The sequence below is a fragment of the Ruegeria sp. PrR005 genome, assembly GCF_010500245.1.
Lineage (GTDB): Bacteria > Pseudomonadota > Alphaproteobacteria > Rhodobacterales > Rhodobacteraceae > Ruegeria_B > Ruegeria_B marisflavi.
In genome coordinates, this window is the sequence record NZ_JAAGOX010000001.1 from 81,738 (window position 1) to 95,525 (window position 13,788).

13 protein-coding genes are annotated in these 13,788 nt (G+C 62.7%); 7 read left to right on the forward strand and 6 right to left on the reverse strand.

Features of this window, described 5'->3' with window-relative positions:
* Positions 1-17: 17 nt before the first annotated feature.
* From G0P99_RS00395 to G0P99_RS00405, 3 genes are all read right to left on the reverse strand, one after another.
* A complete protein-coding gene (locus G0P99_RS00395) occupies positions 18-1,487 on the reverse strand; it encodes a carboxypeptidase M32 (protein WP_164126660.1) in 1,470 nt (489 codons plus the stop codon).
* Positions 1,488-1,495: 8 nt separating this feature from the next.
* The gene (gene ctaA / locus G0P99_RS00400) at positions 1,496-2,638 is read right to left on the reverse strand and encodes a heme A synthase (protein WP_164126662.1); all 1,143 of its coding nucleotides are present in this window, start codon (positions 2,636-2,638) and stop codon (positions 1,496-1,498) included.
* A gap of 69 nt (positions 2,639-2,707) precedes the next feature.
* Positions 2,708-3,454 carry an RNA methyltransferase gene (locus G0P99_RS00405; protein WP_164126664.1) on the reverse strand — a complete coding sequence of 249 codons (747 nt, stop codon included), beginning with the start codon at positions 3,452-3,454 and terminating at the stop codon, positions 2,708-2,710.
* A gap of 187 nt (positions 3,455-3,641) precedes the next feature.
* Here G0P99_RS00405 and G0P99_RS00410 point away from each other — a divergent pair, with 187 nt between their 5' ends.
* On the forward strand, positions 3,642-4,262 hold the full coding sequence (locus G0P99_RS00410; protein WP_164126665.1) for a thiamine phosphate synthase: 621 nt from the start codon (positions 3,642-3,644) through the stop codon (positions 4,260-4,262).
* Here the strand turns inward: G0P99_RS00410 and G0P99_RS00415 are convergent.
* Positions 4,259-5,425 carry a HupE/UreJ family protein gene (locus G0P99_RS00415; RefSeq protein WP_239059618.1) on the reverse strand — a complete coding sequence of 389 codons (1,167 nt, stop codon included), beginning with the start codon at positions 5,423-5,425 and terminating at the stop codon, positions 4,259-4,261. The genes G0P99_RS00410 and G0P99_RS00415 overlap by 4 nt on opposite strands.
* On the opposite strand from G0P99_RS00415, the gene G0P99_RS00420 reads away from it, so the two are divergent.
* The 5 genes from G0P99_RS00420 (at position 5,424) to G0P99_RS00440 (ending at position 9,724) form a co-directional block, all read left to right on the forward strand.
* On the forward strand, positions 5,424-6,194 hold the full coding sequence (locus G0P99_RS00420) for a DUF4198 domain-containing protein (protein WP_164126667.1): 771 nt from the start codon (positions 5,424-5,426) through the stop codon (positions 6,192-6,194). The genes G0P99_RS00415 and G0P99_RS00420 overlap by 2 nt on opposite strands.
* Before the next feature lie 99 nt (positions 6,195-6,293).
* A complete protein-coding gene (locus tag G0P99_RS00425) occupies positions 6,294-7,097 on the forward strand; it encodes a glutathione S-transferase family protein (protein WP_164126669.1) in 804 nt (267 codons plus the stop codon).
* 56 nt (positions 7,098-7,153) lie between these two features.
* A complete protein-coding gene (locus G0P99_RS00430; RefSeq protein ID WP_164126671.1) occupies positions 7,154-8,047 on the forward strand; it encodes a PfkB family carbohydrate kinase in 894 nt (297 codons plus the stop codon).
* Positions 8,044-8,958 carry a pseudouridine-5'-phosphate glycosidase gene (locus G0P99_RS00435; protein WP_164126673.1) on the forward strand — a complete coding sequence of 305 codons (915 nt, stop codon included), beginning with the start codon at positions 8,044-8,046 and terminating at the stop codon, positions 8,956-8,958. Before G0P99_RS00430 ends, G0P99_RS00435 begins: the two co-directional genes overlap by 4 nt.
* A 79-nt stretch (positions 8,959-9,037) precedes the next feature.
* On the forward strand, positions 9,038-9,724 hold the full coding sequence (locus G0P99_RS00440; protein WP_164126675.1) for a DUF502 domain-containing protein: 687 nt from the start codon (positions 9,038-9,040) through the stop codon (positions 9,722-9,724).
* 7 nt (positions 9,725-9,731) lie between these two features.
* On the opposite strand, the gene G0P99_RS00445 is transcribed toward G0P99_RS00440, so the two are convergent.
* Both G0P99_RS00445 and G0P99_RS00450 read right to left on the reverse strand, forming a co-directional pair.
* A complete protein-coding gene (locus tag G0P99_RS00445) occupies positions 9,732-10,757 on the reverse strand; it encodes a patatin-like phospholipase family protein (protein ID WP_164126677.1) in 1,026 nt (341 codons plus the stop codon).
* Positions 10,758-10,841: 84 nt separating this feature from the next.
* Entirely contained in the window at positions 10,842-11,615 is a 774-nt protein-coding gene (locus G0P99_RS00450; protein WP_164126679.1) for a 3-hydroxybutyrate dehydrogenase, read from the reverse strand.
* 323 nt (positions 11,616-11,938) lie between these two features.
* Between G0P99_RS00450 and G0P99_RS00455 the strand changes: the two genes are divergently transcribed.
* Positions 11,939-13,753 carry an extracellular solute-binding protein gene (locus G0P99_RS00455; protein ID WP_164126681.1) on the forward strand — a complete coding sequence of 605 codons (1,815 nt, stop codon included), beginning with the start codon at positions 11,939-11,941 and terminating at the stop codon, positions 13,751-13,753.
* Positions 13,754-13,788 lie beyond the last annotated feature (35 nt).

The following is a 13,788-nucleotide window of genomic DNA, read 5'->3' on the forward strand; positions in this document are numbered from 1 at the left end:
CCCGATGATTTGTTGGGTCAAAGCCCGTAAAGCGCGCCGAACTTCGCTTCGAGATAGTCGAGCAGCGGCTCGGGACCGGGTTCCATTCCACTGGCCCGTGCGATGACTTCGCGCGGCTCATACAAACCGCCATGGCGCTGGACGTTTTCCGCCAGCCAGCCGGTGGCACCCGAGGTATCGCCCAGGGCCAGTTGATCCTCCAGATCCGGCACCGCTTGCCGCAGCGCCTGGTAAAGGCAGCCGGCATAGACATTGCCCAGCGAATAGGTCGGGAAATAACCGAACAGCCCCTCGGACCAGTGCACATCCTGAAGACACCCGTTCGATGGCTTGTCGACCGGATAGCCGAAATCGGCCTTGAACCGGTCATTCCAGGCGGCTTCCAGATCACAAACCGCCAGATCCCCCGACATCAGCGCGCGTTCCAATTCGAACCGCAGCATGACATGCAGGTTGTACTGCACCTCGTCCGCCTCGGTCCGGATGTATCCCCGATGCACGGTGTTTACAGTGGCATAAAAGGCATCCGGCCCCTCGATGCCGAAATCGCCAAAGGCGTCACGCATCTGGCCATACATCCAGCCGGTAAAGGCGCGGCTGCGACCCAACTGGTTCTCATAGATCCGGCTCTGACTTTCGTGAACCCCCATCGAGACGCCCCGCCCCAGCGGGGTCAACAAGAAATCACGGCTGATATTCTGCTCATAGGCGGCGTGACCGACCTCGTGGATGGTGGAATAGAGGCAGTTGAACGGATCCAGCGGGTTGGTGCGCGTGGTGATGCGCACATCCATACCCGACCCCGAGCTGAACGGATGCACCGCCTTGTCCACGCGCCCGTGATGCATGTCGTAGCCAAAGGCGCGCGCCAATTGGCGGCTCAGCTTCATTTGCCGGGTCTCGTCGAAACTGCCCTCCAGCGCCTTTGGGGCCGGACGTTCCAGGACCGCAGCGCGCAAGGCCACCAATCGCGGCCGCATCGCATCGAAGATCGCCGCGATTTGCGCGCCCGTGGTTGCGCGCTCGTAATCCTCGACCAGCGCGTCATAGGGGTCGCCGTCGTCGGCCAGCGCCTGCGCCTCTTGCCGACGCAGCGCAACCACCTCCTCAAGCACGGGCAGAAAGGCCGCCACTTCCTCGTCGGCGCGGGCCTGCGCCCAGATGCCATGCGCGCGCGTGGTGATCCGGGCAAGCGCCCGGGCCAGGTCGGCGGGCACCTTGGTCGCCCGGTCATAGGCACGCCGGATCTCGCGCAGCTGAGCCGCGCCGATGGGATCGGGCGCCTCGACCACCGCCAGCCATTCGGCGACTCGCGGATCGCAACGGCGGGCGTGCAGGATCGCGGCCATGGCCGCCTTTTCCTCGCCCCGTTGCGGTGCCGCACCTTTCGGCATCACGGTTTCCTGATCCCAGCCCAGCCGCCCGGCCACCTGTCCCAGGGCCGAGGTTTCGCGCTGAAAGGTCATCAGATCGTCAAATGCGGTCATGGCTCTGGTCATCCCCTGACAGAGGTGGCAATCGGATAGGCACAGAGGAACCGCGCCCGCAGGATCAGGACAAATACCGCAACCGCCATTAGCTGGTGCACGATGGCGATATGCAGCGGCGCGGCATACAGCACCGTCACGATCCCCAGCACCACTTGCAACAACAGCGCCGCAAATGCCGCGTTAAAGGCAAACCGCGTTTGCGCATGCGCGCTGCGGCGCCCCCGGAGCCAGGCCATGATGCCATACGCCAACAGAAGGTAGCCCGCCATCCGGTGAATGAACTGCACCAAACCCGGGCTTTCGAAGAAGTTGCGCCAAAGTGGCGTCAGCTCGGTGGCGTCCGGCGGAAAGAATTGCCCCGCCATCAGCGGCCAGTCGACAAAATTCCGACCCGCGTCGATGCCCGCCACCAGCGCGCCGATCAGGATTTGCAGAAACGCAAAATGCATCCAGCCGGTCGCCAGGCCAAACAGCCTTGTTTCCTTGGCGCGGCGGGCCTGCATCAGATCCCGCTCGCTGCGCCCCAGGGCCATCATGTACCAGGCCAGAAGCCCCAGGATCACAAAGGCCAGCCCCAGATGTGTTGCTAACCTGTAGGAGGCGACGGACGTCATCTCCTCTCCCTGTGTGACCCCGGAACTGACCATCCACCAGCCAATCGCGCCCTGGATCCCGCCCAGAGCCCCCGGCAGCAAAAGGCGCCCGTGCCATCCGGCCGGTATTTTCCGGGCGATCAGGAAGCCCGCATATCCCAGTGCCCAGACCAGCCCGATCACGCGGCCCAGCTGGCGATGCCCCCATTCCCACCAATAAATCGACTTGAAGTCGCCCAGCTCCATCCACTGGTTTTGCAGGCGCCATTGGTCGATCTGCTTGTACTTGTCGAATTCCGCCTGCCATTCGGCCTCGGACATCGGGGGCAGCGCCCCGGTGACAGGCCGCCATTCGGTGATCGACAGACCGCTGTCGGTCAGCCGGGTCAACCCGCCCACCACGATCATCGCCACCACCAGCGCGAAGAGAACCATCAGCCAGGCGCGGATGGCGCCGCGCGCGCCGCCCCGGCCCCGGTCGATCATGCCGGGCTGCGCCGCCGTCTTGCGGGTGTCGCCGGATACCTCTTCAAAGATGCTGCGCTTGCCGCTCATGCCATCCTCATTTTCTCGTCTTGCCGCCTGCAAGCTAGGGTGCGCGCGCGACAAGGTCCAGCGCCCCGCTCAGCCGCGATCCTTCCAACGGACCATCTGCCGCATGATCCCGTGCAGCATCTGGACATCGGCGCGCGTCATGCGCATCCGGCTCCAGAGGTTGCGCAGGTTCTGTTTCATGCCTTCGGCCTTGGTTTCCGGAAAGAAGAACCCGGCTTCGGTCAGCCGTTCCTCGTAGTGTTCGGCAAGCTTCTCGATCTCCAACCCTGTCGCCCAATCGCCCTTGGGCCCGGGGTCGTCAGACACATGCATGACATCGCCGGTCTGTCGCATCCACTCATAAGCCACAAGCAGCACACATTGCCCAAGGTTGAGAGAGGCATAGTCCGGGTTCACCGGCACCGTGATGATCGCATTGGCCCGCGCGATATCCTCGTTTTCCAAGCCCGCGCGCTCGGGCCCGAACAGCACGGCCACCTTTTCCCCTGCGGCCACCTTCTCGGCGGCAAGCTGCATCGCGCGCTCGGGGCTGAACACCGGCTTGGTCATTTCGCGCGGCCGCGCGGTGGTGGCAAAGACGTAAGTTCTATCTGCCAGCGCCCCCGGCAAATCGCTGTACAGCTGCGCCTCGTCCAACAGCCGTCCGGCCCCCGACGACATCGCCACTGCCCGGCTGTTGGGCCAGCCGTCGCGCGGATCGACGATCCGCATCCGGTCCAGCCCGAAATTCCACATCGCCCGCGCCGCCGCGCCGATATTCTCGCCCATCTGGGGCCGTACCAGCACGATTTCGGGTTGGGCCTTGTCGCTTGGCATGTCTTTCCTCCAAAACTCCGCCCCGCTCTATCGCCCGAGGCCGGCCTGGGCAAGACCGCAGCGCCCGCCTCTTCATTTCGCCAAAAATACTCAGGCCTACCGCAACGGCGCAGCGTTCCCTTTCCCGATATTCCCATTCCTCGTCCGATCGGCTAAACCGGCCAAAACCCAGACCAGAGGCACCGCCATGGATACCCCCGAGCAGCCGCAGCTTTACCTGATCACCCCGCCGAGCCTCGATCTCGAGAGTTTTCCCGCCCAACTCGCGCGCGTCCTCGACAGCGCCGAAATCGCCTGTATCCGCCTTGCGCTCGCCACCCGCGACGAGGAGATGATCGGCCGGGCGGCGGATGCCTGCCGCGAAGTGGCGCATGCGCGCGACGTGGCGCTGGTGATCTCGGATCATGTTCTGATCGCGCAGCGCTTTGGCCTTGATGGCGTGCATCTGTCGGACGCGGCCCGTTCGGTCCGCGCCGCCCGCAAGGAACTTGGCCCCGATGCCATCGTCGGCAGCTTTTGCGGAACCTCGCGTCACGACGGCATTTCCGCTGGCGAGGCGGGCGCGGATTACGTCGCCTTCGGCCCCGTCGGTGCGCATGCGCTGGGTGACGGCACCATTGCCGAACGGGACCTGTTCCAGTGGTGGTCTGAAATGATCGAAGTCCCGGTGGTCGCCGAAGGTGGGCTGACGGCCGATCTGGTAGCATCGCTAGCACCGCGCACAGATTTCTTCGGCATCGGAGAAGAAATCTGGTCGGCCGAAGATCCGGTTTCAGCCCTCGCCGCGCTCACATCGGCGCTGCGCTAGGCCAGAAAAGCGCGTTCCACAAACCAATATCCGCCCACAAGCGCGATCACGATCGAGGCCGGAATAGCGATCCGGCCCCGATACCACGGCTTTTTCCGGAACCAGACGCCCACCGCCAGAAAAGCCAGGGCAATCACGGTCAGCTGACCCAGTTCCACGCCGATGTTGAAGCCCAACAACGCCGGTAGGAATTGCCCCGCTGGCAACCCGAACTCGCCAAGAACGCTCGCAAAGCCAAGTCCGTGCAGCAAGCCGAAACAGAACACGATGATCGGCCGCCAGGGATGCAGTTTGCGCACGAACACGTTTTCCAGGGCGACAAAGGTGATCGAGGCCGCGATCAGCGGCTCGACGATCGCCGGGTCAACCCTCACCAGACCCGAGGCCCCCAGCGCAAGGGTGACCGTATGGGCCAGTGTAAACGCGCTGATCTGCCAGACCAGCGGACGCAGGCGCGACGACAGAAAATAGAGGCCCAGCACAAACAGGATGTGATCCAACCCTTTAGGCAGGATGTGATCGAATCCGACCGGGATGTATGACACGAACGTCTCCATTGGACCCAGCGCCGCGCCGCCCTTGAGCGGAATGGGCGGGCTCGTTTCGCCGCCCCTGAGATAGCCGGTATAGGGCTTTTCGACCCCCTGTTGCCGCAGGACCAGCGCGCCGGCGCCTGCGGGCCAGGTCACTGTCAGGCTGCCCGCGCGCTCTGGCAACTCACCCGCCAGCAGGATCACCGAGGCGCGCGGCAGGTCCGGGTTGCCTACCACCGGAATGCGGGCACCTTCGAAGCTCAGCTTCAACGGCGCGCCAGCCTCAATTTTCACAGTGTCGAGCCAGCCCAGGACAAACTGACGAACCAGCGGCTCCAGCCGCGATGCATCCATATTGCGCAACTGGTCGTAGCGGTCCGATGCAGCCGACTCGTTGGTATCAACCAGATCGTCCAGATCGATTTCGGCGACAAATGCCTCGACATTCATGCGCAGCTCGAGAAAGACTTGCCCGTTCTCCTGACGCAAATCCCCAACCGTCGGCGTCACCTCATGCGCTGTTACCGAACAGACCCAAAAGCTTGACAGCACCAACAGATGGGTCAGCTTAATGAACAGTCTTGCCAAGGTCCGGCCCATGTTTCGCGCACTCGCTTTGATATTCGGCATGTTTGTCACCGCCTGTCCCGGCGCTGCTCATGAGTTTTGGATTGAACCCCATGAATATCAAGTGGAAAGCGGAAATGAACTTGTTGCGGACCTGCTGGTTGGGCAGGTTTTCGAAGGGGCGCCGCAGGTGTTCTTCCCCGATCGTGCCACGCGCTCCGAACTGATGTTGAATGGCCAGATCATTCCTTATAACGGTCGGATGGGGGATGTTCCCGCCATTCAGGTGGCCGAGCCCGGGGACGGATTGTTGGTCCTGGTACATGAAACCCGCGCAACCACGCTGAAATACAAGGCATGGGAGGATTTCGCCGCCTTTGCCGCGCACAAGGATTTCCCCGATATCGAGGCGCGCCATGCCGAACGTGGCCTGCCGCCCAAAGATTTCTTTGAAAGCTATACCCGCCATGCAAAAGCGCTGGTTGGTGTCGGTGACGCAGAGGGGGCAGACCGGGAAACCGGGATGGAGACCGAGTTCGTGGCGCTTGCCAACCCCTATTCCGATGACCTGTCACAGGGAATGCGGGTGCGACTCCTTTACCAGGGGAACGTCAGGGCTGACGCGCAGGTCGAAGTGTTCGACCGAGCGCCGGACAAGACGGTAACGGTTTCGCTTTACCGTACGGATGCGTTCGGCGAAGCCCTCATTCCGGTTCTGCCGGGCCATGCCTATCTGTTCGACGCGGTGGTTCTGCGGCCCGCGCCCGAAGGCGGGCGGCCGGTCTGGCAGAGCCTTTGGGCCGCATTGACCTTTGCCGTGCCGGGTCAGTGACGTGGGCTTAGCCCTTGTGATCGACGTTCACTTTTTGCACCCTGCCCATGGTTTCGGACCACGTATTGAACACAGATCATCGCGAACAGGAGATTTTTCTTGCCCGGCAAATTCGTCATCCACCACATCCCGGTTTGTCCATTCTCTCAGCGTATCGAAATACTTCTGGCGCTGCGCGGTCAGGGTGATGCGGTCGAGTTCCGGGTTGTAGACATCACCCGCCCCCGCGACCCGGACTTGCTGGCCAAGACTCGTGGGACGACCGCCTTGCCGGTTCTCGAAACGCCGGATGGCAGGATCATCAAGGAAAGCCTGGTCATCTTGCGATATCTCGACGAGATTCTGCCCGGCGGACCATTGCGGCGTCGCGACCCAGGGGAGCACGCCACCGAATCCATGCTGATCGCAAAGGAAGACCCCTTTGTCACAGCCGGCTACCTGTTTGTCCTGAACCAAGACCTCTCCAAACGCGATGCGCATCGCGACCGGTTGCTGGCGCTCTATCGCGGCCTCAACGATTTCCTGGTCGAACACAACCCGGACGGGACCTGGCTGTTTGACGCGTTTGGTCTGGCCGAGGCGGTCTATACACCGATCTTCAAACGGTTCTGGTTTCTGGACTATTACGAGGATTTCGAACTCCCCACCGGCCCCGACTATGATCGCGTGCGCCATTGGCGCGCGGCCTGCATGGCGCACCCCACCACCGATCAGGTCAGCGAAGAAGAGATCGTGAAACTCTACTACGATTACGCCCTTGGTGCAGGCAACGGCGCGCTGGTCGATGGCCGCAAAGTGTCCAGTTTCGTGTTCGAGCCGGATTGGCGACAACGCCCCTGGCCGCCACGCGCGAAATACGATGGAACCGCCTCCGACGCGGTACTTGGCCTTGTTTCGAACTAAGCGCTCATTGCACAACCCCGCTTGCACTGGACAGTGCCCTGCGGCATGAGGGCGGAATGACGCAAAACTCGGATATCCTCTGCATCGGTTCGGTCCTTTGGGACGTGATCGGACGTTCGGCCAGCCACATGCGCCAGGGTTCGGACGTACCCGGCCGGATCACGCGCCTGCCGGGCGGTGTGGCGATGAACATCGCCATGACGCTGGCCCGCTTTGGCATGACCCCGACCCTGCTCACCGCCATCGGTCGCGATGCCGAGGGCGACGAACTGATCCGCGCCTGCGCCCAGATGGGGATGCGGACCGAACATGTCTATCGGTCCGAGGACCTGCCAACCGACCGCTATATGGCGGTCGAGGGGGCCAACGGGTTGATCGCCGCAATCGCTGACGCCCACTCGCTCGAGGCCGCGGGCGCCAAGATCCTGCGCGCCCTGTTCAACGGCAAGCTTGGCAGCGAACAGTCACCCTATGACGGCCCCGTTGCGCTCGACGGCAATCTGACGCTGGCGCTGCTGGACGAGATCGCGCAATCGCCCGCCTTTGCCCGGGCCGATCTGCGAGTCGCGCCTGCCTCGCCCGGCAAGGCCGAGCGGCTCTTGCCCTTTGTCCGGCAGGGCCGCGCGACGCTTTACGTCAATCTCGAAGAGGCTGGCCTGCTCTGCCAGACCGAGTTTTCCGATTCCGCCAGCGCGGCGCAGGCCCTGCTGGAGCGTGGCGCGCAGCGGGTTCTTGTCACCGACGGTGGCCGCTCGGCCTCCGAAGGGGATGCCGAACGGGTGATCACCCAGACCCCGCCCGCCGTTCTGGTCACCCGGGTGACTGGCGCGGGCGACACGTTCATGGCGGCCCATATCGCGGCCGAGGCCAAGGGCGCCGACCGGGAAACCGCCCTTGCCCGCGCGCTGCATGCCGCCGCCACCTATGTTTCAGGAGAAACCCCGCTGTGATCGACCTGCGCCTGTCCGCCGAAGTCCATGCCGCCCGCGTTGCCGGGAAACCCGTTGTGGCTTTGGAAAGCACCATCATCACGCACGGGATGCCCTATCCCCAGAACGTCGAAACAGCACGCTTGGTCGAACAGGACATTCGCGACGCAGGCGCCGTGCCTGCCACGATCGCGGTGATCGAGGGGCACTTGCATGTCGGTCTCGACCCCGAACGCCTCACCGCCCTGGGTCAGGCCAAAGGCGTCGCCAAACTGTCGCGCGCCGATATGGCGGCATGCATGGCGACTGGCGGCACCGGTGCAACCACGGTCGCCGCAACGATGATCGCCGCGCGCCATGCCGGGATAGAGGTCTTTGCCACCGGCGGCATCGGCGGCGTCCACAAGGGGGCCGAGACCAGCTTTGACATCTCTGCCGACCTGCACGAACTGGCCCAGACCCCCGTCACCGTTGTCGCGGCGGGCGCCAAGGCCATCCTTGATCTGCCCAAGACGCTGGAGGTTCTCGAAACCCTCGGCGTTCCGGTCATTGCATATGGGCAGGACAGTTTTCCCGCCTTCTGGTCATCGACCTCGGATCTGCCCGCGCCCCTGCGGATGGATGACGCGGCCTCAATTGCCCGGGCCCATGCCGTGCGGCGGGCCTTGGGTCTGCCGGGTGGCCAGCTTGTCGCAAACCCCATTCCCGCAGCCGACCAGATCGCCGCCGAGGAACTGGCCCCGATCATCGCCCGGGCGCAGGCCCAGGCCGACGCGCTGGGTGTTTCCGGAAAGGCCGTTACCCCGTTCCTGCTGCAAGCCATCTTCGAGGCAACCGCAGGCCGGTCATTGACTGCAAACATCGCACTTGTGCGCAATAACGCGCGCCTGGCGGCGGCAATCGCCCAGGAACTTGGCTCCCTCGGACGCTAGCATCCGCTCCCCGGTCGCAGACCATTGCAGGTGGGGTTTGGAATGACTACCTTCCGAGCCAACACCAGCCGGGACCATCATGAACACACCATTCGACGACACACCCCACCCTGCGAAACGTAGCCGGTTTGCCGGTCTGCGCGCCTCGTTTCTGACGGGTATCGTGGTTATCGCCCCTGTCGGGCTGACGATCTGGCTGTTCTGGTCGCTGGTCGGATGGGTCGACAGCTTTGTCCTGCCGCTGGTGCCGCATCAGTTTCGGCCCGAGCAATATATCGGCATCAACCTGCGCGGTGTTGGTGTCATCTTCTTTTTCGTGTTCACTGTTCTGGTCGGCTGGATCGCCAAGGGGATCATCGGTCGTTCGCTGATCCATTACGCGGAACGACTGGTGAACCGGATGCCGGTTGTGCGATCGGTCTACAGTGGCATCAAGCAGATATCGGAAACGGTCTTTGCCCAAACCGAACGCAGTTTCGAACAGGCCTGCCTGATCCAGTACCCGCGCCGGGGTATCTGGGCCATCGGGTTCGTGTCCACAACCGCCAAGGGGGAAATCGCCGACAAGGCCGAAACATCGGGTCGGCTGATGAGTGTCTTTGTCCCCACGACACCCAACCCGACATCGGGTTTTCTGCTCTATTTCCCCGAAGAGGATGTGACGATCCTGGACATGACGGTCGAGGACGCGGCGAAACTGGTAATTTCCGCCGGGCTGGTCTATCCCAACGAAAAAGACCCCAGCCGCCCGCCTGAAAAGGACTGAGGCGGCGCTACCCGAACATCTCGGCCAGATCGACGGTCGAACGCGCGCCCAGGTCCTGCTTGTGCGCCTCCAGGAAACGGCCTGCGGCCTCCCTGCCCGCCTCTTTCAGACGCAGCAGAACCTGAGGAACAGGCACCAGCTTGGTTGCCACCGACAGGCTGTTCATCAGCGCATCATCGGCGATCATGTGCACCAAAACCCGGCTCATCCGCCCGCGCTCCAGTGTGCCGTCCTCAAGCAGCCGCTGCACGAAATTGATCGCCCGCAACTCGCGCAACAGAGATGAGTTGAAGCTGATCTCGTTGATCCGGTTGTGGATCTGCTGCGGTGTCACCGGCAGGTCGTCACGTTCCAGCGGGTTGATGTTGACGATCACCACATCGTCAGGAAAGTCGCGATTGAACAGCGGGAACAGCGCCGGGTTGCCGGTATAACCGCCATCCCAATACGCCTCCTCTCGGCCCGACTTCGGATCATATATGCGAACCGCCTGGAACAGTGTCGGCAAACAGGCCGAGGCCAGGATCGCGTCCGTTGTAATCTCCGGACCCTCAAAGACCCTTATCTTGCCGCTACGAACACAGGTCGCGCAAACGAACAACGCGGGTCCCGAACCTGCGTGAACGCAGTCGAAATCGAACGCCTCGACAACCGGGAGCAACGGATTGGAGTAGAACGGTCCATAGGCATAAGGAGACACCAGCCGCGTCGCCCAATCGGCTGCGGCGAACATCGGGGAATGCTCCAGCACCCGCGCCAGATGAAACGGATCGAGCGCCTGCATCCATGCCGTCAGGCGCGCGTCCGCCTGCGCGCCCATGCGCCGCCACAGACTGTCCAGCATGGTGCGCGCGCCTTCGCGCCCGCCTGCCACCATGCCCGCCTTGAACGCTGCGCCATTCAGCGCCCCGGCCGAGGTGCCGGTGATCGCGGCGACCTCCACATCCGGCTCATCCAGCAGCCTGTCCAGTACACCCCAGGTAAACGCGCCATGCGCGCCTCCCCCCTGCAAGGCCAGATTGATCCGCCGCATTGCCAGCCTCTTCACCTTTTCAAAAATACTCCGGGGAAGGCGCCCATCAAGCGACGGGGGCAGAGCCCCCTACTCCCCCTGGCTTCAGAGCGCCGTCCAGCCCCCATCGACGCTGATCGTGGTCCCGGTGATCTGCGCCGCCGCATCCGAACACAAAAAGACGGCCGTGCCGCCCAGTTGCTCGACGGTCGCGAATTCCTTGGACGGCTGCCGTTCCAGCATCACCTTCTTGATCACCTCTTCGCGGCCCATGCCGTATTTCTCCATCGTGTCGGGGATCTGCGCCTCGACCAGCGGAGTCAGCACATAGCCCGGGCAGATGGCGTTGCAGGTTATCGGTTCCTGCGCGGTTTCCAGCGCCACGGTCTTGGTCATCCCGACGATGCCATGCTTGGCCGCGACATAGGCCGCCTTGAACGGCGAGGCGGTCAGCCCGTGGGCCGAGGCGATATTGACGATTCGGCCCCATCCCGCCGCCCGCATCATCGGCAAGGCAGCCGCGGTGGTGTGAAAGGCCGAGTTCAGGTTGATGGCGATGATCGCATCCCATTTCTCGACCGGGAACTCATCAATCGGCGAGACATGCTGAATACCCGCGTTGTTCACCAGGATGTCGCAGGCACCCGCCTGTTCGATCAGGTTGCGGCATTCCTCACCCTTGGACATGTCGGCCTTGATATAGCGCGCCTTAACACCGAATTCGTCGGCCAGCGCACGCGCCAGCGCATGATCTTCTTCCCGATCTGTAAACGAGTTCAGCACCACATCCGCTCCGGCCCGCGCCAGTTCACGTGCGATGCCCAGACCGATACCCGAATTGGATCCGGTGACGATTGCGGTCTTTCCGTTCAGCGACATGTCTTGCCCTCTCTGAGAATGTCCATCGCGCGATACCCTGCCATGCTGCACCTGCAAAGAAAACGGCAAAACGACTGGCCCGAGGGGAAGTGAACGGTGCCCGTGCGGACAAAAACGATGTAGATCCGCTCAGAAAAAAAACGCCCGCGCAAGGCGGGCGTTAAGTTATTGAGGCAGGTTTCATACAGGCAAGAAACCTATCGAGCAGTGACCCCTTTATAAGCAATTCCACGCTCGCATCCAAGCTAAAAGTTTGAAAAGACGTGAATCCCTCGTTAGGGTGAGGCCCAAGAAAATAAGGCCTGAGCAGGATTGTTTCGCAAGTGCGACCAGATTTTTTCCCCTCTCTCCGTCAGCTGGCGGCGGGAATCGCCCTCGTTCTGAGCGCGAATTTCGCCGCAGCAGAATCACAGCACGCCATAGCTATGTATGGGGACCCGGCTCTACCACCGGATTTTGTGTCTTTGCCCTATGCCAACCCGGAAGCACCCAAAGGTGGACGTGTCGTCTTTGGCAACACCGGCGGCTTTGACAGCCTCAATCCGTTTGCCCAAAAAGGGACAGTTCCCTGGCAGATGCAGTTCTGGTCTTACGAGAGCCTGATGGGCCGCAGCTGGGACGAACCGTTCACGCTCTACGGTGTTTTGGCCGAATCGGTCGAGACGCCACCAGACCGTTCCTGGGTCGAATTCACCCTGCGGCCCGAGGCCCGATTCTCGGACGGCAGCCCGGTCACGGTCGAAGACGTGATCTGGTCCTACCGGACCTTGGGCACCGAGGGGCATCTGCGCTATCGCGGTTTCTGGTCGCGCATCGCGTCGATCGAGGCGACCGGGCCCCGCAGCGTGCGTATGACATTTGCCGACGACGACCGCGAACTGGCCATGCTGGCCGGTCTGCGCCCGATCCTGAAAAAAGCACAATGGGAGGGGCGCAGCTTGTCCGAGGCCGGCATCCACGACATTCCCATCGGCACCGGGCCCTATGTCGTCTCGACCTACGAACCGGGCCGCTACGTGACTTTCGCGCGAAACCCGGACTATTGGGGCCAGAACCTCGGCTTTCGGCGCGGCACGATGAACTTTGACGAGATGCGCATTGATTTCTTCGGCGACCAGTCGGTTCTGTTCGAAGCTTTCAAGGCTGGCGAGGTCAGCGCCATTCGGGAATTCAATGCCCAGAAGTGGGACAGCGTGTACGACTTTCCCGCCGTCCAGCGCGGCGATGTGATTAAGACCGAGATCACCCATGGCAAGCCTTCGGGGATGACCGGTTTTGTCATCAACACCCGGCGCGCGCCGTTCGATGACTGGCGCGTGCGCGAGGCGTTGCTGCAAGCGTTCAATTTCGAATACATCAACGATACCGTCACCGGCGGCGCGATGCCCCGCATCACATCGTATTTTTCCGGCACCGATCTGGCCTTTCGCCCGGGTCCGGCCACCGGCGCGGTGGCCGATCTGCTGGCGCCCTATGCCGCCGACCTGCCACCCGGGACAGTCGAGGGCTATGCCCTGCCGCAAGGCGACGGAACCGCGCGCAACCGAAAAAACCTGCGCAAGGCCGCGAACCTGCTAACCGATGCCGGATTTGCCGTTGAGAACGGGGTGTTGAAGGGGACTGACGGCGAACCCTTTACGTTCCGCTTCCTGATCCGTCAGGGCGACACAGACATGCAGACGGTGATCGACATCTACGCTAGGGCGCTGGAGCGCCTGGGTATCCAGGCCGCGACCGAGAAAGTCGACAATGCCCAGTACACCGCGCGGATTGCCGATCTCGACTTCGATCTTACGCCTTTCCGCCGCGATCTCTCCTTGTCGCCTGGCAACGAACAAAGGCTTTATTGGGGTTCAGCATCCGCCAATCAGCCCGGCACGCGCAACCTCATGGGCGCCGATTTGCCTGCGATTGACTCGATGATCGACGCGATGCTGTCGGCCAGAACACAGGCCGAATTGACCTCGGCCGCGCGCGCGCTGGACCGTATTCTGACCGCAGGTCGCTACGTGATCCCGATCTGGAGCTTCGAGGTCGGCCGGATCGCCCATATCCGCCAATTGCGGTATCCGGATAGCCCGCCGATTTATGGCGACGGCCCGCAATACATGCCCGATGTCTGGTGGTACGAAGAGTAATGAATCACGACCGGGCACGGCGCCCCTGCTTTCGG

What these genes read in the sequence shown, in the direction of transcription:
- G0P99_RS00395 (WP_164126660.1), bottom strand. Translation starts at nt 1,487, where the DNA reads ATGACCGCATTTGACGATCTGATGACCTTTCAGCGCGAAACCTCGGCC.
- ctaA (WP_164126662.1), bottom strand. Translation starts at nt 2,638, where the DNA reads ATGAGCGGCAAGCGCAGCATCTTTGAAGAGGTATCCGGCGACACCCGC.
- G0P99_RS00405 (WP_164126664.1), bottom strand. Translation starts at nt 3,454, where the DNA reads ATGCCAAGCGACAAGGCCCAACCCGAAATCGTGCTGGTACGGCCCCAG.
- G0P99_RS00410 (WP_164126665.1), top strand. Translation starts at nt 3,642, where the DNA reads ATGGATACCCCCGAGCAGCCGCAGCTTTACCTGATCACCCCGCCGAGC.
- G0P99_RS00420 (WP_164126667.1), top strand. Translation starts at nt 5,424, where the DNA reads ATGTTTGTCACCGCCTGTCCCGGCGCTGCTCATGAGTTTTGGATTGAA.
- G0P99_RS00415 (WP_239059618.1), bottom strand. Translation starts at nt 5,425, where the DNA reads ATGCCGAATATCAAAGCGAGTGCGCGAAACATGGGCCGGACCTTGGCA.
- G0P99_RS00430 (WP_164126671.1), top strand. Translation starts at nt 7,154, where the DNA reads ATGACGCAAAACTCGGATATCCTCTGCATCGGTTCGGTCCTTTGGGAC.
- G0P99_RS00440 (WP_164126675.1), top strand. Translation starts at nt 9,038, where the DNA reads ATGAACACACCATTCGACGACACACCCCACCCTGCGAAACGTAGCCGG.
- G0P99_RS00445 (WP_164126677.1), bottom strand. Translation starts at nt 10,757, where the DNA reads ATGCGGCGGATCAATCTGGCCTTGCAGGGGGGAGGCGCGCATGGCGCG.
- G0P99_RS00450 (WP_164126679.1), bottom strand. Translation starts at nt 11,615, where the DNA reads ATGTCGCTGAACGGAAAGACCGCAATCGTCACCGGATCCAATTCGGGT.